The sequence below is a fragment of the Pseudomonas sichuanensis genome, from assembly GCF_024749065.1.
GTDB classification, from domain to species: domain Bacteria; phylum Pseudomonadota; class Gammaproteobacteria; order Pseudomonadales; family Pseudomonadaceae; genus Aquipseudomonas; species Aquipseudomonas sichuanensis.
Window position 1 is genome coordinate 3,158,414 of sequence record NZ_CP087185.1, and the last position, 26,222, is coordinate 3,184,635.

Below are 26,222 nucleotides of genomic sequence, written 5' to 3' on the forward strand. Positions count from 1 at the left end.
CGCCGCCTCACCACTGCCGCTTGTCCGGCCGCGTCAACCCCAGTTTTTCGATCTTGTAGCGCAGCATGTCCCGCGACAGCCCCAGCAGGCGTGCCGACTTGGTGACATTCCAGTCGGTGCGGTCGAGGGTGCGGCACACCATGTCGCGCTCCATGTCCGGCAGGCTGCCAGCGGTTTCCGGTTCATGCCGAGGCAGTTCGAAGATGGCCGCCGGCACCGGTTGGGCTACGGGTTCGTCAACCAGGGTCAGGCACAGGTTCAACTGGTGCGCACCAATCACCTCGCTGGGTGCCAGCAATACGGTCTGTTCAAGCATGTTGCGCAGTTCGCGGACATTGCCCGGCCAGCTGTAGCCGAGCATCATCGCCTCGGCCTCGGCGGAGAAACGCAGCCCAGGCTTGCCGTAGCGTCGCCCGTGATGGGCGAGGAAGTGCCGCGCCAGGCGCAGGATGTCCTGGCCACGGGCATACAGCCGGGGCACCTTGAGGGCGATGATGCGCAGGCGGAAGAACAGGTCGCGACGGAACTTGCCCTGCTGCACCATCTGCTCGAGGTTGCAGTTGGTGGCGCTGATCACCCGCAAATCGACCTTGCGCTCCTTCACCGCGCCAATGCGGCGAATGCTGCGATCTTCGAGCAGCTTGAGCAGCTTGGCCTGCAGCACCAGGTCCATCTCGCCGATCTCGTCGAGGAACAGGGTGCCGCCATCGGCCGCCTCGACCAGGCCCACACGGCGCTCCTTGGCATCGGTGAAGGCGCCCTTCTCATGGCCAAACAGTTCGGCTTCCAACAAGTTGGCCGGGATCGACGCGCAGTTGAACTCGATAAAGGGCCCCTTGGCGCGGCTGCCGTCGAAATGCAGGGCACGCGCCACCAGCTCCTTGCCGGTGCCGGTTTCGCCTTCAACCAGCACAGGCGGTAGGTCGTCGCTGGCCATGCGCCGTTCGGCATCGAGCACCTGGCGCAGGGTGTGCTTGAGCTCGAGCATGACGGGTGACTCGCCGATCAGCGCCTGCAAACCGGACTTTTGTGCCTCGCGCTCCTGGTAGAACGACAGCGTACGTTCCATGCGCTCGGTGGCCAGGGCCTTGTCCAGCATCAGCTTGAGCTCGGCCAGCACCACCGGCTTGGTGAGGTAGTGGAAGGCGCCCTCCTTCATGGCCAGCACGGCGTCCTCGACGTTGCCGTAGCCGGTCATCATGATCACTTTGAGCTCCGGGGCCTGGGCCACCAGGGTGCGCAACAGGTCATGACCACTCATGCCGGGCAGCGAGTTGTCGGTGAGGACCGCGTCAGGCTGGGCCCGCTTGATCTGCTCCAGGGCCAGCTCGGCGCTGTGGCATACCGTCACCTCGAAGCCTTTGAGTTTCAGGTAGGTGCAAATGTTGTCGGCGAGGATTTCGTCATCCTCTACCACCAGGATGCTGTGATCCATGGTCCCCTCCCGCTGCAAGATTGAAAGTAAGGCTGACGCGGGTTCCTTCCTCTTCGCGGCTGCTCAGCTCGACCGAACCGCCAAAGCGCTCCATGATGCGTTTGACCAACGCAAGGCCGACACCCAGGCCGCCCTGCTTGGTGGTGAAAAAGGGTTTGAACACCATGCGTTTCTGCTGCTCGGTCATGCCTTTGCCGGTGTCGCTGAGCAACAGCTGGGCCTGCTGCCCATCCAGCGTCAGCACCTCGGCACGCAACTCGCCGCCCTGGGGCATCGCTTCCAGCGCGTTGGCGAACAGGCTGTTGAGGATCTGCGTCAGCTGCAACGGCTGGCTGGCCACCCACTGCTCGGCGGGCCCGCTGAAGCTGAAGCGCACAGCGTTACGCTGGATCTGTGGGGTGAACATCTGCCGCGCATCCTCGATGGCGGCGACCAGGTCGACGGCCTCGGGCTCGTCACTGACCGGGCGCAGCGACACCAGCAGGTCGCGTACCCAACGTGACATGCGGTCGACCTGGGTAACGATGTCACCGATATTCTTCTGCGCCGCCGGGTTGGCGATCTCCTGGGCCAGCTCGGCGCTCGAGCGTATGTTGGCCAGCGGATTGCGCAGGCTGTGGGCCAACGCCGAGGACATCTCGCCAAGGGCGGCATAGGTTTCGCTCGCCACCAGGCGATCCTGCTGGTGGTGCAGCATGCCCGCAGCCCGGCGCACGATCCAGAACAGCCCGAAGTAGATCAGCCCACCACCTGCCAGGGTCGAGCCCCAGATCAGCACATAGCCACGCTGGATGCGTCGCACCAGGTCCTGAGGCTCCTTGTAGATCTCGACCATGGCAAGCACTTGCTCGCCCTGGCTGTCGAACAAGGGAATGTAGTTCTCGATGAACAGGTGGCGCGGCTCGTGCTCGAACTTCTGCTCCTCGCGATCCTCGTCTGCCTTGTGGTAACTGGCCGAGACCGATTTGCGCGAGCGGAAGGCATGCTCGAGGTCGTCATCTTCATCGATGCGCTTGCCGATCAGTTGCACATTGGTCGACCAGATCACCGTACGGTCACGGGCATAGACGTTGGCCAACAGCGTGTCGGGCAGGTGCTCGACATGGTCGAGGAACTCCACCCGGGTCGACTCGGCGAGTTGCGGAGTGAACTGCAGGTGCTGCTGGTCGAGCCGAGGGTCGAGCAGCTCGCCCATGGTGACGCCCGGCGGCAATTGCGAATGGCGTACCTCGGCCTGGGCCATGGCCTGGATGAACTGGGCGGTGAGCATGGCATCGCGCTCGACGCTGTCACGCACCACGAAGCGTGTCGACGCATAGCCAAGGCCAATGGCCACTGAAGCGATGATCAGCAGGCTGACCAGTGAAAACCAGCGCAGCAGGTTGAAGTCGCGTAGCGGCGCAGCCTGCCCGGTCGAGGGCGCAGCGGATTTGTCGGGGGCTTCGTCCTGCAGTGTCTGCATCGCCTGATTCCCGCCTGGATACTGCCGAGGATGGCCTGCGCTACGCGCAGTAGCACATTGATGGCTGCCGACCATGATGCCGGCCTTGGCCGAAGGTTAGATGATGGAAAGCAAGATTTTGGCCAGCACTTGTCTCATTTAAATATTCATTGATAATCAGGTAGTTAGCGAATATTCATAAAGTAAGTTAGAGAAATGTTCCCCACATTTGGGTAATCTTCACCCATCATTTGCAACCCCAATGAAACCATGTGCCTGCGCAATGCCACCGGTATCCATGTCATGACTGGGCCAGGCGGAAGTTGAGCGACACCCGGGTACCGACGCCTTCATAACTGCTCAACCGCACCGAGCCGCCAAAGCGCTCCATGATCCGCTTGACCAGCATCAACCCCACCCCCAGGCCTCCCTGTTTGGTGGAGAAGAACGGCCGGAAGGCCAGGCGCTGTTGCTGCTCGCTCATCCCCCGGCCGGTGTCCGAAAGGCGCAGCGTCAGGCTGCGTCGATCGTGGCGCACCAGCTCCACCCGCAGCTCGCCGCCCTGCTCCATCGACTCCAGGGCATTGGCGATCAAACTGTTGAAAATCTGCCCGAGCAACACCGGCTGCCCAAGCACCTGCACCGCTGGCAATTCGGCCAGGCGCACCTGCACGCTGTTGCGCCGCAGCGCCGTGTCGTAGGCTTGCAGGCTGGTCTGCAGGGCCTGGCCCAGGTCCACCGGCACCGCCTCTTCACTCAACGGGCGCAGCGACTGCAACAGCTCACGCACCCAGTGCGACATTCGGTCGACCTGGTTGATGATGTCGTTCACATGCTTTTGCGCCGGGCCCTCATCGAAGGCCTGGGCCAGCTCGGCGCTGGAGCGGATGCTGGCCAGCGGATTGCGCAGGCTGTGGGCCACCGCCGAAGACACCTCGCCCAGGGCAACGAAGGTCTCGTTGCCGATCAGCCGCTTCTGCTGCACGGCCAGCAAGCGCGCGGCCCGGCGCATGATGCCGTACAGCCCGGCATAGACCAGCCCGGCGCCCACCACCACGGCCAGCCAGATCAACAGCAGGCCATGCTCGATGCGCACGATCAGGTCGTGGGGCTCCTTGTAGATCTCCACCATGGCGGTGACTTGATCGTTATCGGCATCGAACAGCGGAATGTAGTTCTCGATGAACAGCTGTTCAGGCGGGGTGACGAACTTCTGTTCACTGCGCGCTTTATCGAAGTCGTGGTAACTCGCCGACACCCGCATCTTGTACTCGAAGGCCCGGTCGAGGTCGTCGTCGCCCTCGATCAGCTTGCCCACCAGCGCCGGGTTGCTCGACCAGATCACCGTGCGGTCGGGGGCATAGATGTTGGCCAGGAGCATGTCCGGCAGGTGGGCGATATGGTCGAGAAACTCGCCTCGGGCCCTACGCCGGGCCTCGGGGTCGACATCCGGCATGCCGTGATCGGTACGCGGGTCGAGCAGCTCGCCCATGGTGCGCACATTGGGGATCGACACATGGCGCACCTCTGCGTCCGCTATCGAGGTGATGAACTGGGCGGTCAGCAACGCATCGCGCTGGACGCTCTCGTCGATGATGTAGCGGCTGGAGATCAACCCCAGCCCCACGGCCACCGAAACGATGAATGCCAGGCTGACCCAGGCATACCAGCGCAGCAGGTTGAATGGCCGGCGCGCCGTGCTGGCCTCGGCGGCAGGCATGAGTGTGTCGGGACGGGGGGCGAGGTCCATGGCGGGCTCCGCGGCTGGGCACCTGTTTGAAGGTTATAGCCCAGTGTTGGGGAAACCATGATGGTTTTACGCCACTGCCCGGTACTTTCGCGACCAAGGGACCCGCCAGCCCACCTGGCTACAGCGGCGAATCTTCGGCCAACCCCCGCAACAGGCGGTAATCACGCAGCACGTTGGGCACATAACGCCGCGTCTCGGCAAACGGCGGCACCACCTTGCCGCGGCTGAGCACCGCTTCGGGCCCGGCGTTGTAGGCGGCGACGGCCAGGGTGATGTCGTTGTCGAACAGGGTCAGCATGCGTTTGAGATAGCGTGCCCCGCCCTGCACATTGGATTTCGGGTCGAGCACGTCCTTGACCCCCATTTCCTTGGCCGTATCCGGCATCAACTGCATCAGCCCCGCCGCGCCCTTGGGCGAACGCGCCTTGGGGTTGTAGCCCGACTCGGCCTTGATCAGCGCATGCAGCAGTGCCTGGGGCACATCATTGGCCAGGGCGGCGGCGGCCACCAGATCGGCGTAGGGCCGGCCGGTGACCAGTTGGGCGTTGGCCGGCCCGCCGTCCGCCGTCGACTCACTGATCACCCGCTCGTACTGCCGGCCTGGGCGGTGCACGTTGGACAGGATGAAGCCGCCCTTGCCGTCGCTGGCGATGTACACGTCGGCTATTGCCTCCGGCATCACCACTGCCGACATCAATCCTGCTGCCAGGCCAAGAAAACTCAGTCCACGCATGTCGTTCGCCTCCCACCGTGGCCCCCGATGTGGGGGAAATGCCCCGGAAAACCCGGATGTACGGAGCACGACGCAAGCAGCGTGCCGCTTGCCATCCCGCATGGCGCAAGGCCCCGGCGCAGACGTGCACGGCTGTTGCATGGCAGCTGTGCACACGCAACGGAGGGTTTCCCCATGCAGCGCAGAATCCATGCCCAACAGGGTTTCACCCTGCTCGAACTGCTGGTGGTGCTGGTGGTACTCGGCCTGCTGGCCGGTATCGTCGCGCCCAAGTACTTCAGCCAGCTCGGCCGTTCCGAGGCCAAGGTGGCGCGAGCGCAGATCGAGGGCCTGGGCAAGGCCCTGGACCTGTACCGCCTGGAAGTCGGCCATTACCCCAGCAGCGAACAGGGCCTGCAGGCGCTGACCGTAGCCCCCAGCGGCGAGGCGCGCTGGTCCGGGCCCTACCTGCAGAAAGCCGTGCCCCAGGACCCCTGGGGCCGCCCCTACATCTACCGGCAACCCGGCGAGAACGGCGGCGAGTACGACCTGCTGTCGATGGGCAAGGACGGCCAGCCCGGCGGCGATGGCGAGAACGCCGAGATCACCAGCTGGCAATAAGGAGCCCGGCCATGCGCTATCAGCTCAAGGCCCTGGGCAGCCAGGGCGTGGTGCAACTGCAGGTGGAGGCCGAAGACCTCGAACAGGCGCGGCGCCAGGCCGAGGACCAGGGCCTGCGGGTACTCAGCGCGCGCAGCATGGGCCTTGGCCTGCGTGCCCTGCCCTGGCGTCGCGCGCCAGCGTTCGACCTGGTGCTGTTCAGCCAGGAGCTGACCACCCTGCTCAATGCTGGCCTGCCGCTGATCGACGCGCTGGAAAGCCTGGCCGAGAAATCGCCAGCAGGCGGCGCACGCAAGACCCTGGAACAGCTGGTGCGCCAGCTCTATGAAGGGCGCTCGTTGTCCCAGGCCCTGGCCCAGCAGCCACGGGTATTCCCCACGCTGTATGTGGCGCTGGTGCAGTCCAGTGAACGCACCGGGGCGCTGGGCGATGCGCTGACGCGCTACATCGGCTACCGCCAGCGCCTGGACCTGGTGCGCCAGAAGCTGGTGGGCGCCTCGGTCTACCCGCTGCTGCTGTTGCTGGTGGGCGGTGGCGTGGTGCTGTTCCTGCTCGGCTACGTGGTGCCGCGTTTCAGCCTGGTGTTCGAGGGCATGGGCACCGAGTTGCCATGGCTGTCACGGGTGCTGATGCAGATCGGCTTGTTCCTGCACGCCCAGCAACTGCCCCTGGGGCTCGGTACGCTGGGCGCCATCACGCTGCTGGTCACCCTGCGCCGCCACCCGGCCGTGCGCCGCTGGGCCAGTCGCCAGCTGCGCCGTGTCCCGGCCCTGCACCAGCGCCTGGTGATGTACGAACTGGCGCGCTTCTACCGCTCGCTGGGGATTCTGCTGCAGGGTGGTATCCCCATCCTCACCGCCCTGGGCATGGCCCGGGGGCTGCTGGGCAGCGCCGCCGCCGAGGGCCTGGAACAGGCCAGCCGTCGCGTGGCCGAAGGCTTGCCGCTGTCCGATGCACTGGAAGCCGGGCAACTGGTGACACCGGTGTCGCTGCGCCTGCTGCGGGCCGGCGAGCAGTCGGGCAACCTCGGCGAGATGCTGGAGCGCTGCGCCGACTTCCACGACCAGGAGATCGGGCGTTGGGTCGAGTGGTTCGTCAAGCTGTTCGAGCCGCTGCTGATGACCTTCATCGGCTTGTTGATCGGCCTGATCGTGATCCTGATGTACATGCCGATCTTCGAACTGGCTTCGAGCATTCACTGAGCGCAGTAGCAAATGGCCACACACCTGGCTTGGCATTCGCGGCTTATCCCCAGAGCCCCGCCACGTGCCGCTTAGCCTGCCGCCCCTGATGCTGGTCGCCGTGGCGCAACGGATCTGCGCCGGGTTTGCCGGGCTGCCGATGCTGGACTGCGGGAGGCTGGGGGTGAGCATCGGCATCGTCAGCCGGCTGGCACCGGAATGCGATCTGTCACGGCTGCTGTCGATGGCCGACCATGCGCTGTATGCGGCCAAGCAACAGGGGCGCAGCCGGGTGTTGCAATACGCCGGGGCTTGAGCGCCCCCTGCGCAAGATGATCCTGTGCAGGCGACAGTCTTGGCTTGCCTGCACTGGCCTCATCGCCGGCAAGCCGGCTCCCACACAATCAACTTGCACGCCCACTGTAGGAGCGCATAAGGGGTGGTCAGCACGGTCCAGGTGGGAGCTGGCTTGCCAGCGATGGGGCCAGCAGTTGCGCCGACCGGCACTGCTCAATAGTCGAAGCGCTCCACCGCCCGTCGCCGCTCGTTGTCATCGCGCCGGTCATAAATCGCCGTGGTCTGGATATTGGCGTGGTGCGCCAGCTTCTGGGCGATCGACAGGTCATGTTCCTCGATCACCCGGGTGATGAACGCCCGACGGAAGTCGTGGGGCATGATCTTCGCCCCCACCTGCGCCCCGCGCTGGCGGGCGATGTAGTAGATGGCGTGCTTGGTGATGCGCGCGCGGGTGATGTGGCTGCCGCGGCGGATGCGGTTGAACAGGAAACTGTCGTCACGCTCGCCGGCCGGCAGGTGCTGGCGGCGCAGCTCGAGCCAGGCCGAGAGCTTGTCGAAGGCCCAGGCCGGGGCGTACTTGAGCAACTGGCGGTTGCCCTTGCCCAGCACCTGCACGCAGCGCTCCTGGAAGTCCACCTGGGCCAGGTCGATGTCCACCGACTCCGACTTGCGCATGCCGGTGCCATACAGCAGCGCGAGGATCGCCGCATCGCGCACGCCCTGGGGCCGCGGGTCGGCGGCGCAAACCTCCATCAGCTCACGAATCAGGCTACGCCGCAGGTTGCGCCCCGGGGGCAGGCGGCTGCCGCTGGCTGGCTTGATCTCGCGGATCTTCAGCAGTTGTTCATGCTCGATCAGCCCCAGCCGCCAGGCCTCGTTCATCACCCCGCGCACGGCATTGACGTACAGCGAAGAGGTGTTTGGGGCATAGCCGTCGGCACGCAGGGCGGCAACCAGGGCGATCACATGGCCGGGCTCAAGGCGGTGCCACGGCACATCGGCGATGTCGGCATCGACAAAACCCAGGCGGTCAGCAGCGTCCTGGAGGATATAGCGCATGGTCAGCTGACTGGACGGGGCCAGGCGGGCCAGGTACTGCAGCAGCGGGTTGCGCGCGAGGTCAATCACAACGGGGATCCTGTAGCGAAGCCTTGCTCGTGGTGAAGCAAAGCGTAAAGCGAGTCGTTATGACACACGAAGATGTCAAAACGACAACAAAATAATCTGGTCAATATGACTCAGTGATGTGCCATCACCTTGATATTCAAGGGTTTGAGCGCTGGCACGGTTCGTGATGTTACCCCATTCAACCTCTGTGATCGAACCAAGGGTCCTGCCATGCTTGTCCAGCCGATTGCCGCCCGTCCGCGCCAGGCCCTCTGGGCCCTGGGTTTTCGACCATTCTTCCTCGGCGGCAGCCTGTTCGCCCTGCTCGCCCTGTTGCTATGGGCCGGCGTGCTCAGTGGCGCCCTGCACACCACCGCCCCTGGCGGCATGCTCGCCTGGCACCGACACGAAATGCTGTTCGGCTTTGCCGTGGCGATCGTCGCCGGCTTCCTGCTCACGGCAGTGCAGAACTGGAGCGGCCTGCCTGGCCTCAGCGGGCGCTGGCTGCAGGGCCTGTTCCTGCTCTGGCTGCTGGGGCGCGCCAGTTGGTTCCTGGCGCTGCCGCCAGCACTGCTGGTGGCCGTGCATGGCGCATTCCTGCCGCTGGTGGCGCTGGCCCTGGCGCGGCCGATCATCCAGCGGCGTTTGCGCAACAACTACCCGATCGTGGCGCTGGTGCTGCTGCTCGCCAGCTGCCAGTGGATCACCCTGCTCGGCTGGCTGAACCAGGACGAGGCGTGGCAACGGCGTGGCGTGCTCGCCGGGTTGTGGCTGGTGGCGGCGATGATGAGCGTGATCGGCGGGCGGGTCATCCCGTTCTTCACCTGTCGCGGCTTGGGCAACATGAGCCCCGCCCCGTCTCGGCCCCGGCTCGACCGCGCCTGCCTGCTGGGCAGCGTAGCCCTGCCGATCAGTTATGTGCTCGGCCTCAACGACACCCCACAACCCGCCATGGCGGTGCTGTTCGCTGCCCTCGCCGTGCTGCACGCGGTGCGCCTGGTGCTGTGGCACGACCGTGGCCTGTGGCGGCTGCCGCTGTTGTGGTCGCTGCACCTGGCCTATGCCTGGCTGATCCCGGCCTGCCTGGGCCTGGCCATGTGGCATGCGGGCGTTGCGTTCAACCCCAGCCTGCCAGCCCACGCGCTGACGGTAGGGGCGATGACCGGGCTGATCGTGGCGATGATGGCGCGGGTCAGCCTGGGGCATACCGGGCGGCCTTTGCAGGTGCCGCGAAGCATCGGCTGGGCGTTTGCCCTGATCCAGCTGGCCGCGGTTGCACGGGTGCTGGTGACGCCCTTCTCGTCACTGGGGCTGGGGCTTTCGGTGATGTTTGGCTGCGCGGCGTTGCTGCTGTTCGTTTGGCACTACCTGCCGATTCTGATGCGGCCCCGTGTAGATGGGATGCCGGGTTAGTCCTGCTGCTGGTTGGTCAAGCCGGATCGGGGCTGCTTCGCAGCCCTTCGCGGGCAAGCCCGCTCCCACAGGTACAGCGTACAGGTCAGGAAATACGCCTCCTGTGGGAGCGCCGAAGCGCCGCGAAGGGAGGCAGACTGGGCTACAGTTGAACGGCACTCTTCTTCAACAACGAGACCGCATGGCCCTCCACCACCTGACCCGCACCCACCCCCGTCTCACCCTCGCCACCTTGGCCGGCCTTGCCGGCGCCTGGCTGATCCCGGCCGACGACATCGTGCAGCACATCCTCGCCGGCTGGAACCTCGGGGTCTGGCTGTACCTGCTGATGGTCCTCTGGCTCAGCCTGCGGGCCACGCCCGACAGGGTGCGCAGGGTGGCCCGCATCGAGGACGAAAACGCCGGCCTGGTGCTGATCACCGTGAGCGTCGCCGCCATCGCCAGCCTCGCCGCGGTGACCCTGCAACTGGTTTCAAGCCGGGGCCTTGCGGGCAACGCCCTGGCCCTGCACTACCTGTACACCGGCCTCACCGTCGCCGGCTCGTGGCTGATGATCGGCTGCATCTTCAGCCTGCACTACGCCCGGCTGTTCTACACCGGCAACCGCCACGAACCACCGCTGCGCTTCGCCGATGGCGAGCGCGACCCGGACTACTGGGACTTCCACTATTTCTCGTTCACCATCAGCGTCGCCGTGCAGACCTCGGACGTGGGGGTCGGCGGGCGCGCCATGCGCCGGGTGGTGCTGGCCCACTCACTGGTAGGCTTCGTGTTCAACACGGCGATCCTCGGTTTCACCATCAACATCGCCGCTGGCCTGCTCGCCTAGCAGGCGCCGCGCACAGGCGGCGATCCGTCGGCATACCTGCTCCAGCACCTCGGCTTCCAGCACCAGGCCCAGGCGTACATGCCCGGCAGCGCTCGGCCCGAAGGCATCCCCCGGCAGCAGCGCCACGCCTTGCTCGTCGAGCAGGCGCTGGGCGAAGGCCTGGGCGCTGAGCCCGGTGGCGCGAATGTCCAGCATCACGAACATGCCCCCGGCCGGCCGGTGGGCCTGCACCCCAGGGCAGCCTTCGAGCACCGCGCACACCCGATCGCGCCGCTGGCGGTAAGCCTCGCGCATGCACGCCACTTCCGGCAGTTGCTGTTGCAGCGCCACGCAGGCGGCCTGCATCACGAACTCCGGCAGGCCGAACAGCATCGCCATCGCCAGGTTGGTCAGGTGCTCGGCCAGCGCCGGCGGCCCGATCACCCAGCCAATCCGCCAGCCGCTCATGGCATGGGTCTTGGACAGGCTGTCGATCACCACGCAGCGCTCGGCCATGCCCGGCAGGCCCAGCGGGCTGGTCGCCTCGCCTTCATACAGCAGGCCCCGATAGACCTCGTCGCACACCAGCCAAAGGTCATGCTTGCGGCACAATTGCGCCAGACGGCGCAGGTCTGCCGGAGGGATAACCGCACCGGTGGGGTTGTGCGGGCTGTTGAGCAGCAGCCCGCGGGTGCGCGGGGTGATGGCTCGGGCCACCGCTTCGGGATCGAGGCGAAAGCCCTGCTCCGGCTGCACGGCCACCTGCACCGCCTGCGCCCCGCAGGCACCGAGCACGCCGTGATAAGTGACATACATGGGCTCGGCGACAATCACTTCGTCACCCGCCTCGAACAGGCACTGGAAGGTTGCATACAAGGCGCATTGGGCGCCAGCGGTGACCACCACCTGGTCCGGGTGCAGCGCCAGCCGGCGCTGGCGCACGATCGCCTCGCGCAGGGCCAGGCTGCCGCGCACATCGCTGTAATGGGTGTCGCCCCGGCGCAGGCTGCTCACGGCGGCTTCAACCACCGCTGCGGGGGTATCGAAATCCGGGTCGCCCACTGACAGCAGGAAAACCTCACGGCCTTGCTTGCGCAGGGCCTGGGCCTGGTAGTGGATGTCCCAGGCGGCAGCCGCGTCGCCGGCAATACGTTGGGTGAGCGTGGCGTAACGCATGACTGTCTCCCTGTCTGCCCGGCAGCGCCGCTGGTCCGAAACGCGCTGTCGGTAAACATAGCAGAGCAAGCACCGGCGTCAGCCCCCGCCCCCGCGGGAAAACGTTTGCCCAGGCAGGCGGCCGCCAGCCGGTCGCCAACAGGCCACTGTGACGGCTGTCATGCATTAACACATTTGTCATGTTTTGCGCGGAAGGTTGCCGTGGCGACTGCTATGGTTAGATTCCGACGGCCAGGTAAGGCTCGTCTGACCTCTAGCGTCGACATCACCCCGTTCAGCAACGAACAAGGAGGCTGGCATGAACAAGATGACGTTCCCCAACGCCTGCCAGGTGATGCGCTGGCATTTCCATCCTCTGGGTTTCGAAGCCAGCATGGATGCGCCACGCAGCATGGTCGCCCGTCTTTTCGACCGTGCCAGCGGTGAAACCCTGCTGGCCATCGCTGGCATCCCCTGCGCGGCCATCATGGCCGCCACCGATGTCGAGCGCATCATCGAAGCGGTAGAGGCCGAGATGGAGACCTTCGACCTGAGCGTCAACCCGCTACGCGACGCGGTCTAGCCTACCGTCTCCCGCCGTGCGTCCAGCCCATTCATGAACTGCTCGGGCGGTACCGGCTGGCCCAGCAGGTAACCCTGCAGCGAGTCACAGCCCAACCGGGTCAGGAAATCCTGCTGACGGTCCGTTTCCACCCCCTCGGCGACGATCCGTAGCCCCAGTGCCTGGCCCAGCGCAACGATGGCCGAGACGATCGCCGCATCATCGCTGTCCTGCTCCAGGTCGCGGACGAAACCTCGGTCGATCTTCAGCTCGTTGGCCGGCAGGCGCTTGAGGTACATGAGGCTGGAATAGCCGGTGCCGAAATCATCGATGGACAGGTCCACACCCATGTCCGACAGGCGCTGCAGCACCATCAGGCTGGCATCGGCGTCACGCATGGCGGTGGTTTCGGTGATCTCCAGGGTCAGCCGGTTGGCCGGCAGGCCGTTATCGGCGAGGGCCTGGGCGACGCTGTCGACCAGCCCGGCATGGCAGAACTGGATCGCCGACAGGTTGACCGCGATACGCCAGTCCTCCCGCCCCTCGCCCAGCCATTGGCGCATCTGCCGGCAGGCCTCGCCCAGCACCCACTCGCCGATGGGGATGATCAGCCCGGTCTTCTCGGCAAGGCCGATGAAGCGGTCCGGCAGCATCAGGCCATGTTGCGGATGCTCCCAGCGCAGCAGCGCCTCGGCGCCGATGGGTTGGCGCGCGACGGCGTCGAACTTGGGCTGGTAATGCAGGCGGAACTGGCCATGCTCCAGCGCCGTGCGCAGGTCCTGCAGCAATTGCAGCTGCTGGCGTGCGTTGCTGTTCATCGACGCGTCGAAGAAGCTGTAGCCGTTCTTGCCGGCGCTCTTGGCGTGGTACATCGCCGCGTCGGCGTTGCGCAGCAGCTCATGCTGATCCAGGCCGTTGCCCGGATAGAGCACGATGCCCAGGCTGGCCGACAGCATCAGGTCATGCTCGGCCACCCGGAACGGCTTGGCCATCAGGTTGACCTGCTTGGCCGCGACGTTCATGGCATCGTCCGGCTCGCCAAGCTCGACCAACAGTACGAACTCGTCACCGCCGATACGCGCCAGGGTGTCCTGGCTGTGCAGGTGGCCGCGCAAGCGCGCCGCCACCGCCTTGAGCAGCAGGTCGCCGATATGGTGACCAAAAGCATCGTTGACCGGCTTGAAACCGTCCAAGTCGATGAACATCAGGGCAAAGCAGCCGCCCTGCTCCGCCACCCGGCCCATGGCCTGCTCGATGCGGTCGGCCAGCAGTGTGCGGTTGGGCAGCCCGGTGAGGGTGTCATGCAGGGCCAGTTGAGTCAGTTCCTGGTTGGCCAGCGTCAGCGAACGCGCCAGCTCCGCCGTGCGCGCTTCCAGGCGCGCATCCAGCACCGAGGTGAGCAGTGCCACGGCCAGTACCGCCAGGGTGGTGATCAGCACCAGGTAATCAAGGCCATCGCCGGCCAGGCCATCGGCCAGCGCGCCGCAGAAGCTGCCCTCGGGGAAGTTCGCCGCCGCCATGCCGGTGTAGTGCATGCCGACGATGGCGATACCCATCACCACCGCCGCCACACCACGCACCTGCCGTACATACGGGGTGTGCTGGCGTAGGCGGAAGGCGATCCACAGTGCCGCAGCCGATGCGCCTACCGCGATGGCCAGGGAGGCGCCAAACAGGGTCGGGTCATAGTCGATCCCAGGCTGCATGCGCAGCGCGGCCATGCCCATGTAGTGCATGCAGGCGATGCCGGTGCCCATGATCAGCGCACCGAAGCCCAGCTGCAGCCACGGCAGCTTCGGCTGGCTCACCAGCCACAGGGCAAAGCCCGACGACAGCACCGCGATCAGCAGGGACAGCGCCGTCAGCGTGGTGTCATAACCCAGGCTGATCGGCAGGCTGAAGGCGAGCATGCCGATGAAGTGCATCGACCAGATGCCGATGCCCATGGCCAGTGCCCCGCCCCCCATCCACAGATGCACCGCGCGCCCTTTGGCCGTGGCGATGCGCCCGGTCAGATCGAGGGCCGTATAAGAGGCAAGAATGGCCACGCACAGCGAGATCAACACCAGCGAGGAGGAGTAACTACCGATCAGCATTTGCACTTCCAGGAGCGGGGCGAAGGGGTGCCCGGAAAAGCCGATGATTGTACTCAAGCTTTGACGAAACGCACGGGGTTTTCGCGAGCGAGAATGGATCCAATGACTAGCCGAAAGCGACGTAATAGCTGCGCTAGAGCCTCTGGGATAGCGGATACAGGCAGATTGCCACTTGTCGTCTGTTGCACCACTGCCAAAGCCATCCGCCATTGCAGGGCTTGCACTTGGCGGCGCTGGTCGGGCACCCTCACGCGCCAAGCGAAGCGACTCCAGCTAGTCTGTACAAGCCGCCACAACCTTTTACCACTGTTTCAGGAGCTCACGATGGCCACCCGGTCCGGGCCCATGCCCTTGCTCGCCCTCCCCCTGCTCGCCCTGAGCCTGGCGCTCACAGCCGGCTGCTCGAGCAAACATGCCAGTACCCGCTACGCCGCCCAAGGCTCCAACTGTTACGCCAAGGCCATGCCCAGCAGCGGCGAAGGCGGCCTGGCCTTCGGCCCGACCCTGGCCACGGCCAGCCGCAAGTCGCTGGACAGCTGCATGCGCTATGCCGGCCGCTCCGGCGGTGCACCGAAGACCTGCCAGGTAGTGCTGGCCAAGTGCAAGAGCTGAACAGCTAACCGAGCGCTTCCTCGATCAGTGCCGCCACCTCCCGTGCGTGGGACGCCAGCGAGGCATGGCTAGCGTCCAGGGTGATGACTTTGCGCGCGTTCAGCCGCGCCGACATCATCTGCTGGTTGGCCGGTGCGATCATGTGGTCTTTGCTGGAAATCTGGTACCACGAGGGCTTGTGCTTCCACGCCGGGTCGCTGATGTTGTCGCCAAAGGTACTGGCCAGCGGCGCCTTCTGCGTCACCGCCATCACCAGGGCATCGTCAGCCGACAGGTCCTGGCAGAAGCTCTCGTGGAACTTGTCGGCCTTGATCCACAGGTAGCCGTCGCTGTCCGGCTCAAGGTTCGGCGCCGCCACCGGCAGGTGCTGTTGCGTCAGGCCGCCGGGGCTCTCCCCGGCATCGGGCGCGAAGGCTGCGATATAGACCAGCCCCATCACGTTTGCCGCATTACCCGCCTCGGTAATCACCGCGCCGCCGTAGGAATGCCCCACCAACAGCACCGGCCCCTGTACCTGCGCGACCATCTTGCGCGTGCGCTCGGCGTCATCGGCCAGGGAGGTCAACGGCAGCTCCACTGCCCGCAATTCACTGATCCCTTTACGTGACAGTTCGACGATCACTCGGCCCCAATGGGCGGCGCCGCCCCAGAAACCGTGGACGAGAACGACTGTAGGCTTTTTGCTCATGGGCTTGCCTCTTCGCTGGGTGATCGAGGGACATGGATGTCGCTGAAACAGCATAGGCGACCGTCAGCCACGCTTTAGATGAAAGGTGGCAGGCGCCAGCCCTGCTCATGACCAAAGCGCTGCTTCATTCCCCTGATTGCTGGCGCTTCCAGCGTTCCAGGTTCTCGCTCATCAGTTGCTCGGGCAGCGGCCCTGCGACCAGCGCTTTGAGCTTGAGCGCCAGTTGCTCACGCAGTTCGGGCGTGTTGCAGGAGGACTTGTGCGACAGCGCCAGGTACAGCCCTTCGCTGGAGACCGGCGGCTCCAGTACCTCCAGCTGCTGCTCCTGGTCCAGCGTACGGGCCAGGGCCAAGCCCGGATAGCGCTCGAAAATCACGTAGTCATTGCGTTTGCGCAGCAGCTTTTCGAAGGCCTGGGTGGCGCTGGGCACCGCTTCGAGGCTGAGTTGCGCGCGGGCATAGTCGTCGAAGGCCTGGCCATGGCTGTTGTTGACCAGGGTCCCACCGCGCCGCCCCTTCAGGTCGGACCAGTCGCTATAGGCAAAGCCTTCGCCCTTGCGAACCCAGACCACACTGGAGTTGAACAGGAACGGCGGGCTGACGAAATCGACCCACTGCTCCCGGGCCTGGGTATGAAAGTAGCCGGCCATCAGGTCGATACGCCCGGTGTTCAGCTCTTCCTGGGCCCGCGACCAGGGGCCGGTGTAGAGGACCTGCACCGCAAGCCCGAGCTCACTGGCCACGTGCTTGAGCAGGTCGGCATTGGCACCGATCAGTTGCTGGGGGTTGTGTGGGTCGCGCCAGAGGTAAGGTGGGTATTCCGGGTTGCCGGTGGCGGTCAGTTGCCGGCACGGCTCATGTGCAAGGGTGAGGGTCGGCAGCAAGGCCAAGGCGAGCCATAACACCGACCGGTACCGACGCTGTGCGCTCATCGCGACCCTCTCGCTCCTGCGTGCCTGACAGAAATGGCCTGGGGCGCTCCATGCTCCGACCTGGTCAAAGTGCCCAAACTGCAGTAGCAGTAAGTCAAACGGGCCCGATACAGTGTGCACCAGAAATGGCAGATCGCCACGCACTCATTTGGATTGGCGGGGGTTTCTGCATTTGGTGGGTCTGGGGGGCTGCGAGGTGTTCGCCTTTAGAGGTTTGGCGCCTATGAGATCGAGCGCCGCGCGGGCGGCGCTCGATCTCGAAGTCGCTGCCGCTCGCCCGTCATGCACCAGGAAGCAGTCCCTTTAATGCGATCAGCTCAGTCCCCTTGATCCGCCAGCGCCTGCTGCTCATCCCAGCCCCCACCCAACGCCGCAATCAACTGCACACTCGCCAACAACCGCCCCTGCAGCAGCGTCAGCACGCTACGCTCATTGCTCAGCGCCGTAGTCTGCACGCTCACCACATCCAGGTAGCCGATCAACCCGGCCTTGTACTGGTTCTCGGTAAGGCGCAGCGACTCACGTGCCGCATCCAGTGCTTCCTGGCGCACCACGGCCTCGTCGCCGTACACCTTGAGCTGCACCAGGAAATTCTCGACCTCCTTGAACCCATCCAACACGGTCTGCCGGTACTGGGCCACGGTCTGGTCATAGACAGCCACGGTGCGGTCCACCTCGGCGCTGCGCTTGCCGGCATCAAACAGTGTCAACGCCAACTGCGGCCCCACGGACCAGTAGCGGTTGGGCAATTCGATCCAGTTGTTGAAGCTGCTGCTGGAATAGCCACCGCTCATGCTCAGCGACAGGTCGGGGAAGTAGGCCGCGCGGGACACGCCGATGTTCGAGTTGGCAGCCATGACCTTGCGCTCGGCCGAGGCGATGTCCGGGCGGCGCTCCAGCAACTGCGACGGCAGCGCTACCGGAATATCGGGCAATGCCGGAATTTCCTCGGTCGCGGCCAGGGCAAAGTCGGCCGGCGCCTTGCCCATCAGCACCGCGATGGCGTTCTCGTACTGGGCCCGCTGCCAGGCCAGGTCGATCAGGTCAGCCTGGGTGCTCTTGAGCTGGGTGCGGGCCTGGGCCACGGCGTCCGGCCCGACCACGCCAGCGCGGTACTGGTTTTCGTTCATCTTCAATGAACGCTCATAGGCGGCGACGGTAGCTTCGAGCAGGCGTTTCTGCGCATCGATCACCCGCAACTGCAGGTAGTTCTGCACCAGCTCCGACTGCTGGCTGAGGCGAATCGCGGCCAGGTCGGCGAGGCTGGCCTGGGCGCTGGCCTCGTTGGCATTCAGGGTTTCGCGCAGCTTGCCCCACAGGTCGATCTCCCAGCTGACACCAAGCTGGGCGTTATAGGTGTCGCGGATACCACTGCTGTTGTTCGACAGGCTGGAACTGGAGCTGCCGGTGCCCTGGGCCGAGCGAGTCTTGCCAACGGACAGGTCCAGCGAGGGGAACAGCGAAGCGCGGCTGCTGCGCACCAGGGCCTGGGCCTGGCGGTACTGGGCCGCGGATTGCGCAACGGTCTGGTTGCTGCGATTGAGTTCCTCGACCAGCGTATTGAGCTGCGCGTCGCCGTAGATCTCCCACCAGGCGCCGCGGGCGATGGCGTCGGACGGTTTGGCCTGGGTCCAGCCTTTGGCCTGCTTGAACTGCGCCGGGGTGCTCAACTCAGGGCGATGGTAGTCGGGGCTCAGGGTACAGGCGCTGAGCATCGCCACGCACAGCCCCGCGCCAACCAGGCGCGAGCCGCGCCCCTGGGTCAGGCGCATGAGAGCACGGTGCAGGCGGGTATGGGCAAAGTTCATAGCGGAGTATCCAGGGCAGCGTCGGTGCGCACGCCGCGCCAACGGTTGAAACGGTGGCGCAGGCGGTCGAGGTAGAGGTAGACCACAGGCGTCGTGTACAGGGTGAGCATCTGGCTGAAGACCAGGCCGCCGATGATGGTCAGGCCCAGCGGCTGGCGCATTTCGGCGCCTTCGGCCTGGCTGAGCAGCAGCGGCAGCGCGCCGAGGATGGCGGCCAGGGTGGTCATCAGGATCGGCCGCAGGCGCAGCAGGCAGGCGCGGCGGATAGATTCTTCGGGCGACAGGCCTTCGTTGCGCTCCAGTTGCAGGGCCAGGTCGATCATCAGGATGGCGTTCTTCTTCACCACGCCGATCAGCAGGAACAGCCCCAGCAGCGAGATCAGGCTGAACTCGCCGCCGGTCAGGTACAACGCGAGCAACCCGCCGACGCCGGCCGAAGGCAGCGTGGACAGAATGGTCAGCGGGTGGATGTAGCTCTCATAGAGGATGCCCAGCACCAGGTACACCAGCACCAGGGCGCCGAGGATCATCAGCGGCTGGCCTTCGGCGGTCTTGGTAAAGGCATTGGCAGTACCGCCCAGCTTGGCGATCACCGACTCCGGCAAACCCAGCCTGGCCACCGCGCGTTCCAGCGCAGCCAGGGCCTGGTCGGTGCTGTAGCCTTCGGCCACATCGAACGAGATGTCTTCGGAGGCGAACTGGCCTTCGTGGCTGACGCGGTCGTTGGCCAGGCTGTTCTCGTAACGGGCGAAGCTCGATAGCGGCACACGGGCACCGTCGGCGGTGATCACCTGCACCTGCTCCAGGGTGCTCGGGTCCCAGGCGTATTTGGGGTTGATCTCCAGCACCACCTGGTACTGGTTGAGGCTGTCGTAGATGGTCGAGATCTGCCGCTGGCTGTAGGCGTTGTTGAGCACCGAGGTGACCATGTTCATGTCGATGCCCAGGCGCTTGGCCTGGTCACGGTCCACCACCAGGGTCACTTGCTGGGTGCCGGCGCCGTCGCGGGCATCGATGGCGGTCAGTTCGGGCAGCTTGCGCAGCTCGGCGGCCACCTTCGGGAACCACTCGCGCAAGGCGGCCAGGTCACCGCTCTGCAGGGTGTAGAGGTACTGCGAAGTACTCTGGTCGCGGCCACCGCCGCCCAGTTGCAAGTCCTGGTCGGCCATCAGGAACAAGCGGCCGCCGGGCACCTTGGGCATTTCCTTGCGCAGGCGCTCGATGACCTTTTGCGCATTCTCCTTGCGCTGGGTGATGGGCTTGAGCCGCACCAGCATGAAGGCGTTGTTGGTGCCGCTGTTGCCACCGATGAAGCCGGCGACGCTCTCCACGGCCGGGTCCTTGAGCAGCGCCCGGCGGTAGATCTCCATCTTCGGCTGCATCACGCTGAACGACAGGCCGTCGTCGCCACGTACGAAGCCCTGCAGCTGGCCGGTGTCCTGTTGCGGCATCAGGGTCTTGGGCACCACCACATACAAGGCAACGTTGAGGGCGATGGTGGCCAGCAGGCTGAACAGCGTCAGGCGCTTGTGGCGCAGCGCCCAGCCCAGGCTGCGATCGTAACCGGCGACCATGCGCTGGTGGATGCGGTCGCTCAGGCGCTGCAGGCGGGTCTGCTGCTGCGGGCCATGCACCTTCAACCAGCGCGAACAGAGCATCGGCGTAAGCGTCAGCGACACCACCAACGAGACGATGATCGCCGCCGCCAGGGTAATCGAGAACTCCTTGAACAAGCCACGCACGATGCCGCCCATGAACAGGATCGACACGAACACCGCCACCAGCGAGACGTTCATCGACAGCAGGGTGAAGCCGACCTCCTGCGCCCCCTTGTAGGCGGCGCGCATGGGGTTCTCACCGTTCTCGATATGCCGGGAGATGTTCTCCAGCACCACGATGGCATCGTCCACCACCAGGCCGGTGGCCAGGATCAGCGCCATCAGCGACAGGTTGTTCAGCGAGAAGCCGCACAGGTACATCACCGCAAAGGTGCCCACCAGCGACACCGGCACGGCCAGGCTTGGAATCAGCGAGGCGCGGAAGTTGCCGAGGAACAGGTACACCACCAGTATCACCAGCGCCACGGCGATCAGCAGGGTGTGCTCGGCCTCCTTGAGGGTGGCCTTGATCACCGGCGAGCGGTCCATGGCCACGTCCAGCTTGACGCTGGCCGGCAGCAGCGACTGCAATGCCGGCAGCTCGGCCTTGATCTGCTCGACGGTCTGGATGATGTTGGCGCCGGACTGGCGGTTGACCACCAGCAGCACCGCGCTTTCGTCGTTGAAGAAGCCGCTGTTGTAGCGGTTCTCCACGCCATCGGTGACCTTGGCCACGTCGGACAGGCGCAGGATCGCGCCGTTCTGCTGGCGGATCACGATCGGTTTGTAGTCTTCGGCTTTCTCCAGCTGATCGTTGGCGCGCACCTGCCAGTTGCGTTCCTTGTCCTCGACAAAACCCATGGGCCGGCGCTGGTTGGCGTTGGCCACGGCGGTGCGCACATCGTCCAGGGCCAGGTTGTACTGGTTGAGCAGCTGTGGCTCCAGCTCGATGCGCACGGCGGGCAGCGAACTGCCGCCGATCTGCACCTCCCCTACCCCGCTGACCTGGGACAGGCTCTGGGACAGGATGGTGTCGGCCAGGTCGTACAACTGCCCTTTGGACAGCACTGAGGAGGTCAGCGACAGCACCATGATCGGCGCTTGTGAAGGGTTGATCTTCTTGTACGTGGGCATGCTGCGCATGCCACTGGGCAACAGGTTGCGGGTGGCGTTGATCGCCGCCTGCACTTCACGCGCGGCGCCGTCGATGTCACGGCCCAGGTCAAAGCCGATGATCACCCGGGTCGAGCCCTGGTTGGAGCTGCTGGTCAGGGTGGTGACACCGGCAATCGCACCGAGCTTGCGCTCCAGCGGCGTGGCCACGGTGGACGCCATGACCTCCGGGCTTGCACCAGGCAGGCTGGCCTGGACCACGATCACCGGGAAGTCCATCTGCGGCAATGGCGACACCGGCAACAGGCCGAAGCTCACCCCACCCAGCAGCATGATCGCCAGGCTCAGCAGCATGGTCGCCACTGGCCGGCGGATGAAAGGACCGGACAGGTTCATGCGTCGGCCTGCTGTGCGTCAGCCGCTGGGCGCCAACGGCGGGCCAGGCGGTCGAAGAACAGGTAGATGACCGGGGTGGTGAACAGGGTCAGCACCTGGCTCACCAGCAGCCCGCCGACCATCACCAGGCCCAGCGGCTGGCGCAGTTCGGCACCGGAACCGGTGGCGAGCATCAAGGGCACGGCGCCGAACAGCGCGGCCAGGGTGGTCATCAGGATCGGCCGGAAACGCAGCAACGCCGCCTGGTAGATCGCATCGCGCGGGCTCATGCCCTGGTGGCGCTCGGCCTCCAGGGCGAAGTCGATCATCATGATCGCGTTCTTCTTGACGATGCCGATCAACAGGATGATGCCGATGATCGCGATCATCCCCAGGTCATTGCCGCTGAGCAACAATGCCAGCAAGGCGCCTACCGCCGCCGAGGGCAGCGTCGAGAGGATGGTCACCGGGTGGATATAGCTCTCATAGAGCACCCCCAGCACGATGTACATGGTCACCACCGCGGCCAGGATCAACAGCAAGGTGCTCGACAACGAAGCCTGGAACGCCTCGGCGGCACCCTGGAAGCGGGTCTGCACGCCGATCGGCATGCCGATCTCTTGTTGCACCTGTTCGATCACCTGCACCGCCTCGCCCAGGGACGCGCCATGGCCGAGGTTGAACGACATCATCACCGCCGGGAACTGGCCGATGTGCGAGATGGCCAGCTGGGCCTGGCGCTGTTCGATGCGCGCCAGCGCCGACAGGCGCACCTGGCCGCCGTCGGCGGCCTTGACGTGGATCGACTCCAGGGCCTGCGGGCCAAGGCTGGCCGCGGCCTGCGACTGCAGCACCACGCGGTACTGGCTGGCCTGGGTGTAGATGGTCGAGATCTGCCGCTGGCCGAAGGCGTCATACAGGGCGTTGGTGATCTGCGACACGCTGATGCCCAGGCGGCTGGCCATGTCACGGTCGATCACCAGGTAAACCTGCAGGCCCTTGTCCTGCAGGTCGCTGGCCACGTCCTGCAATTCGGGGCGCTGCTGCAGGGCCTGCACCAGCTTGCCGCTCCACTGCGCGAGCAGCTCGGCGTCGGGCGAACTGAGGCTGAACTGGTACTGGGTGCGGCTGACCCGGTCCTCGATGCTCAAGTCCTGCACTGGCTGCATGAACAGGCGGATCCCCACCAGCCGGTCGAGCTGTGGCTGCAGACGGTTGATCACCTGACTGGCGGTGACGTCGCGCTCGCCGTGGGGTTTGAGGTTGATCAGCAGACGGCCGCTGTTGAGGGTGGCGTTATCGCCGTCCACGCCGATGTACGAGGACAGGCTCTGCACCGCCGGGTCCTTGAGGATCACGCCGGCCAGCGCCTGCTGGCGCTCGCTCATGGCGGCGAATGAGGTGGATTGCGGGGCTTCGGAGATGCCCTGGATCACGCCGGTGTCCTGGGCCGGGAAGAAGCCTTTGGGCACCGCCAGGTAAAGCACCACGGTCAGCGCAAGGGTGGCCACCGCCACCAGCAACGTCAGTGGCTGATGCTTGAGCACCCAGGTCAGGGCGCTGCCGTAGTGCTTGATCAGCCAGTCGATCCACGCGCCGCTGGCACGGTAGAAGCGGCCCTGCTCTTCTTCCTTGGGCTCGCGCTTGAGCAGGCGCGCGCACATCATCGGCGTCAGGGTCAGCGATACCACCAGGGAAATCAGGATCGCCACCGCCAGGGTGATGGCGAACTCGCGGAACAATCGCCCGACCACATCGGCCATGAACAGCAACGGGATCAATACCGCGATCAAGGAAAACGTCAGCGAGATCAGGGTGAAGCCGATCTGTTTGGCGCCCTTGAGCGCAGCCTGGAAGGGTGTCTCGCCCTCTTCGATATGCCGAGAGATGTTCTCCAGCATGACGATGGCGTCGTCCACCACGAAACCGGTGGCGATGGTCAGGGCCATCAGCGTGAGGTTGTTGACCGAGAACCCGGCCAGGTACATCACCCCGAAGGTGCCGATCAGCGACAGCGGCACGGCGATGGACGGAATGATCGTGGCGCTGACCCGGCGCAGGAACAGGAACGTGACCATCACCACCAGGGCGATGGCGAACAGCAGTTCGTGCTGCACGTCGCGCACGGCGGCGCGGATGGTTTGGGTGCGATCGGTGAGCACCATGACGTCGAGGCCGGCGGGCAGGTTGTCGGTGATCGACGGCAGCAGTTCCTTGATCCGGTCGACCACTTCGATGACGTTGGCCCCGGGCTGGCGCTGGATGTTCAGCAGCACCGCCTCGTTCTGGTTGGCCCAGGCGGCCAGGCGTTCGTTTTCGGCGCCATCGACAATCTCGGCGACGTCCTTGAGGCGCAACGGCGCACCGTTGGCGTACTTGAGGATGAGGTTGGCGTATTCCTCGGGCGAGCGCAGCTGGTCGTTGGCGTCGAGCATCGACACCCGGGTGGGGCCGTCGAAGTTGCCCTTGGGCTGGTTGACGTTGGAAGCGCCGATCAAGGTACGCACGTCATCCAGGTTCAGGCCGTTGGCGGCCAGGGCATCGACGTTGACCTTGATCCGTACGGCCTGGCGCTGGCCGCCGGCAATACTGACCATGCCCACGCCGCTGATCTGGGCGATCTTCTGCGCAACGCGGGTGTCGACCAGGTCGTTGAGCTTGGGCAACGGCATGGTTTTCGACGAAATCGCCAGGGTCAGCACCGGGGTGTCGGCCGGGTTGACCTTGTTGTACACCGGCGGTGCCGGCAGGTCGCTGGGCAGCAGGTTGCTGGCGGCGTTGATCGCGGCCTGCACCTGTTGCTCGGCAACGTCCATGTTCATGTCGAGGTTGAAGCGCAGCGTGAGGACCGAAGCGCCACCGGAGCTGGTCGAGGCCATCTGTTCCAGGCCCGGCATCTGCCCGAACTGGCGCTCCAGCGGTGCGGTGACGGCACTGGTCATCACCTGCGGGCTGGCGCCGGGGTACAGGGTCATGACCCGGATGGTCGGGTAGTCGACCTGGGGCAAGGCCGCCACCGGCAGCATTTTGTAGGCGATCAGGCCGGCCAGGACGATGGCCAGCATGCTCAGCGTGGTGGCGACCGGCCGCAGGATGAACAGGCGGGAAAGGTTCATGCGCCCGCCTTGGAGCTCGATTTACCGGTGGTCTGTGCCGCGCCCTTGGCGTCCTGGCCCTGCAGGTGCTGGCCGGGGGTGGTGGGCACTTGCGAGCTGTCTTCGACCACATCGACCTTGGTGCCTTCGCGCAGGCGGTCGGTGCCTTCCAGCACCAGGCGGTCGCCGGCGGACAGGCCTTCGAGGATCACGCTGTGCTGGCCATCGCTGGCCCCTACCTTGAGCTTGCGGATATTGACCTTGCTGTCCTGGTTGACCACGTAGGCGAAGGTGCCGTCGTTGCCGAACTGGATCGCCGCGGCCGGGGCCAGCACCACCTGTTTGAGGGTGTCGGCCAGCAGGCGCACGTTGACGAACTGGTTGGGGAACAGCGCGTGGTCCTTGTTCTGGAACGTGCCCTTGAACTTCAGGGTGCCGGTGGTGGTGTCGATCTGGTTGTCGAGGCTGCCCAGCACGCCGGTGGCCTGGAGCTTGCGATCGCCACGGTCCCAGGCTTCGACCGGCAGGCTGGCACCGCTGCGGTAGCGGGCCAGCACGGTGTCCAGTTCGGTTTCCGGCAAGGTGAAGGCGACGTTGATCGGCTCGGTCTGGGTGATCACCACCAGCGCGGTGGTGTCGTTGGCGGCGACCAGGTTGCCCAGGTCCAGTTGGCGCAGGCCCAGGCGGCCGTTGATCGGTGCACGGATCTGGGTGAAATCGAGGTTCAGGCGGGCATCGTTGACAGCGGCCTGGTTGGTCTTGACCAGCCCCTGGAACTGCGCCACCTGGGCTTCAGCAGTGTCGAGGGTCTGCTTGGCGATGCTGTCTTCGGCGTACAGGCCTTTATAGCGGGCCAGGTCGACCTGGGCGTTCTTCAATTGCGCCTGGTTCTGCGCCAGGGTGCCTTCGGCCTGCTGCAGGGCAATGCGGTACGGGCGCGGGTCGATCTCGGCGAGCAGGTCGCCGGCCTTGACCTGCTGGCCTTCCTGGAAGTGGATCTTGACCAGCTCGCCGGCCACCCGGCTGCGCACGTTGACGGTGTTGGTCGCGGTGACGGTACCCAGCGCCTTGTAATACAGCGGGAAGTCGCCGACGCGCACCGGCTCCACGCGCACCGGCACCGGGTCGCTCGAGGCGCCGAAGCCCGGGCGCCCGCCCATGCCCATGCCTTTGCCCGGCCGGCCAGCGCCCGTCGCGTCCTTGTGGACGGGCGCTGCAGGCCACAGCCACCAGGCCAGCAGGGCCACCAGCAGCAGGATCAGCAGGCCGAACAGCCAGCGACGGGGGGAACGGGAATTGGACACTTGCATGGGACGAACGAACCTTGTTCAGAGAATGACGGCGGGAAGAGCGTGAACGATAAGCACTGGCATCGGATTAGCAAAGGAGCTTTACCGGTGCTTTACCTTCGGCTGACGTTGGTC

At 65.4% G+C, this 26,222-nt stretch carries 20 protein-coding genes; 7 read left to right on the plus strand and 13 right to left on the minus strand.

Annotation, left to right across the window (positions count from 1 at the left end):
- Nucleotides 1-7 precede the first annotated feature (7 nt).
- The 4 genes from LOY51_RS14265 to LOY51_RS14280 form a co-directional block, all read right to left on the minus strand.
- Entirely contained in the window at nucleotides 8-1,435 is a 1,428-nt protein-coding gene (locus LOY51_RS14265; protein ID WP_258641706.1) for a sigma-54-dependent transcriptional regulator, read from the minus strand.
- The gene (locus tag LOY51_RS14270) at nucleotides 1,404-2,897 is read right to left on the minus strand and encodes a sensor histidine kinase (protein ID WP_125858798.1); all 1,494 of its coding nucleotides are present in this window, start codon (nucleotides 2,895-2,897) and stop codon (nucleotides 1,404-1,406) included. Before LOY51_RS14270 ends, LOY51_RS14265 begins: the two co-directional genes overlap by 32 nt.
- A 280-nt stretch (nucleotides 2,898-3,177) precedes the next feature.
- Nucleotides 3,178-4,626, minus strand: a complete 1,449-nt coding sequence (locus LOY51_RS14275) for a sensor histidine kinase (RefSeq protein WP_258641707.1) — start codon at nucleotides 4,624-4,626, stop codon at nucleotides 3,178-3,180.
- 118 nt (nucleotides 4,627-4,744) lie between these two features.
- Complete coding sequence (locus tag LOY51_RS14280) at nucleotides 4,745-5,359, minus strand: lytic transglycosylase domain-containing protein (RefSeq protein ID WP_125464224.1); 615 nt, start codon at nucleotides 5,357-5,359, stop codon at nucleotides 4,745-4,747.
- 174 nt (nucleotides 5,360-5,533) lie between these two features.
- Here LOY51_RS14280 and gspG point away from each other — a divergent pair, with 174 nt between their 5' ends.
- From gspG to LOY51_RS14295, 3 genes are all read left to right on the plus strand, one after another.
- Nucleotides 5,534-5,959 carry a type II secretion system major pseudopilin GspG gene (gene gspG, locus LOY51_RS14285; RefSeq protein WP_110994457.1) on the plus strand — a complete coding sequence of 142 codons (426 nt, stop codon included), beginning with the start codon at nucleotides 5,534-5,536 and terminating at the stop codon, nucleotides 5,957-5,959.
- Between the two features lie 11 nt (nucleotides 5,960-5,970).
- A complete protein-coding gene (locus LOY51_RS14290) occupies nucleotides 5,971-7,161 on the plus strand; it encodes a type II secretion system F family protein (protein WP_125464225.1) in 1,191 nt (396 codons plus the stop codon).
- A 64-nt stretch (nucleotides 7,162-7,225) separates the two neighbouring features.
- Nucleotides 7,226-7,456: a nucleotidyl cyclase domain-containing protein gene (locus LOY51_RS14295; protein WP_223811823.1), complete on the plus strand. Its 231-nt coding sequence runs from the start codon at nucleotides 7,226-7,228 to the stop codon at nucleotides 7,454-7,456.
- A gap of 194 nt (nucleotides 7,457-7,650) precedes the next feature.
- On the opposite strand, the gene LOY51_RS14300 is transcribed toward LOY51_RS14295, so the two are convergent.
- Nucleotides 7,651-8,565 carry a site-specific integrase gene (locus tag LOY51_RS14300; RefSeq protein ID WP_258641708.1) on the minus strand — a complete coding sequence of 305 codons (915 nt, stop codon included), beginning with the start codon at nucleotides 8,563-8,565 and terminating at the stop codon, nucleotides 7,651-7,653.
- A 210-nt stretch (nucleotides 8,566-8,775) separates the two neighbouring features.
- Between LOY51_RS14300 and LOY51_RS14305 the strand changes: the two genes are divergently transcribed.
- Entirely contained in the window at nucleotides 8,776-9,957 is a 1,182-nt protein-coding gene (locus LOY51_RS14305; protein WP_258641710.1) for an NnrS family protein, read from the plus strand.
- Nucleotides 9,958-10,138: 181 nt separating this feature from the next.
- A complete protein-coding gene (locus tag LOY51_RS14310; RefSeq protein ID WP_258641712.1) occupies nucleotides 10,139-10,786 on the plus strand; it encodes a DUF1345 domain-containing protein in 648 nt (215 codons plus the stop codon).
- Here LOY51_RS14310 and LOY51_RS14315 read toward each other — a convergent pair.
- Nucleotides 10,712-11,941: a pyridoxal phosphate-dependent aminotransferase gene (locus tag LOY51_RS14315; RefSeq protein ID WP_125858804.1), complete on the minus strand. Its 1,230-nt coding sequence runs from the start codon at nucleotides 11,939-11,941 to the stop codon at nucleotides 10,712-10,714. The two genes, LOY51_RS14310 and LOY51_RS14315, sit on opposite strands and share 75 nt — an antisense overlap.
- Nucleotides 11,942-12,239: 298 nt before the next feature.
- Here LOY51_RS14315 and LOY51_RS14320 point away from each other — a divergent pair, with 298 nt between their 5' ends.
- Complete coding sequence (locus LOY51_RS14320) at nucleotides 12,240-12,503, plus strand: DUF1652 domain-containing protein (protein ID WP_125858805.1); 264 nt, start codon at nucleotides 12,240-12,242, stop codon at nucleotides 12,501-12,503.
- Here the strand turns inward: LOY51_RS14320 and LOY51_RS14325 are convergent.
- Entirely contained in the window at nucleotides 12,500-14,578 is a 2,079-nt protein-coding gene (locus LOY51_RS14325; protein ID WP_125858806.1) for a putative bifunctional diguanylate cyclase/phosphodiesterase, read from the minus strand. The genes LOY51_RS14320 and LOY51_RS14325 overlap by 4 nt on opposite strands.
- A gap of 324 nt (nucleotides 14,579-14,902) precedes the next feature.
- Between LOY51_RS14325 and LOY51_RS14330 the strand changes: the two genes are divergently transcribed.
- Nucleotides 14,903-15,190 carry a hypothetical protein gene (locus LOY51_RS14330; RefSeq protein WP_125464231.1) on the plus strand — a complete coding sequence of 96 codons (288 nt, stop codon included), beginning with the start codon at nucleotides 14,903-14,905 and terminating at the stop codon, nucleotides 15,188-15,190.
- A gap of 4 nt (nucleotides 15,191-15,194) precedes the next feature.
- Here LOY51_RS14330 and LOY51_RS14335 read toward each other — a convergent pair whose 3' ends face one another.
- The 6 genes from LOY51_RS14335 to LOY51_RS14360 form a co-directional block, all read right to left on the minus strand.
- Nucleotides 15,195-15,878, minus strand: coding sequence for an alpha/beta hydrolase (locus LOY51_RS14335; protein ID WP_125858807.1), 684 nt, complete (start codon nucleotides 15,876-15,878; stop codon nucleotides 15,195-15,197).
- Nucleotides 15,879-16,002: 124 nt separating this feature from the next.
- Complete coding sequence (locus LOY51_RS14340; protein WP_125858808.1) at nucleotides 16,003-16,809, minus strand: substrate-binding periplasmic protein; 807 nt, start codon at nucleotides 16,807-16,809, stop codon at nucleotides 16,003-16,005.
- 317 nt (nucleotides 16,810-17,126) lie between these two features.
- Entirely contained in the window at nucleotides 17,127-18,617 is a 1,491-nt protein-coding gene (locus tag LOY51_RS14345) for an efflux transporter outer membrane subunit (RefSeq protein WP_258641716.1), read from the minus strand.
- On the minus strand, nucleotides 18,614-21,724 hold the full coding sequence (locus tag LOY51_RS14350; RefSeq protein ID WP_125464235.1) for a multidrug efflux RND transporter permease subunit: 3,111 nt from the start codon (nucleotides 21,722-21,724) through the stop codon (nucleotides 18,614-18,616). The genes LOY51_RS14345 and LOY51_RS14350 overlap by 4 nt, the downstream gene beginning before the upstream one ends.
- Nucleotides 21,721-24,819 carry an MdtB/MuxB family multidrug efflux RND transporter permease subunit gene (locus LOY51_RS14355; RefSeq protein ID WP_258641717.1) on the minus strand — a complete coding sequence of 1,033 codons (3,099 nt, stop codon included), beginning with the start codon at nucleotides 24,817-24,819 and terminating at the stop codon, nucleotides 21,721-21,723. The genes LOY51_RS14350 and LOY51_RS14355 overlap by 4 nt, the downstream gene beginning before the upstream one ends.
- Entirely contained in the window at nucleotides 24,816-26,108 is a 1,293-nt protein-coding gene (locus tag LOY51_RS14360; protein ID WP_125858811.1) for an MdtA/MuxA family multidrug efflux RND transporter periplasmic adaptor subunit, read from the minus strand. The genes LOY51_RS14355 and LOY51_RS14360 overlap by 4 nt, the downstream gene beginning before the upstream one ends.
- Nucleotides 26,109-26,222: the final 114 nt, after the last annotated feature.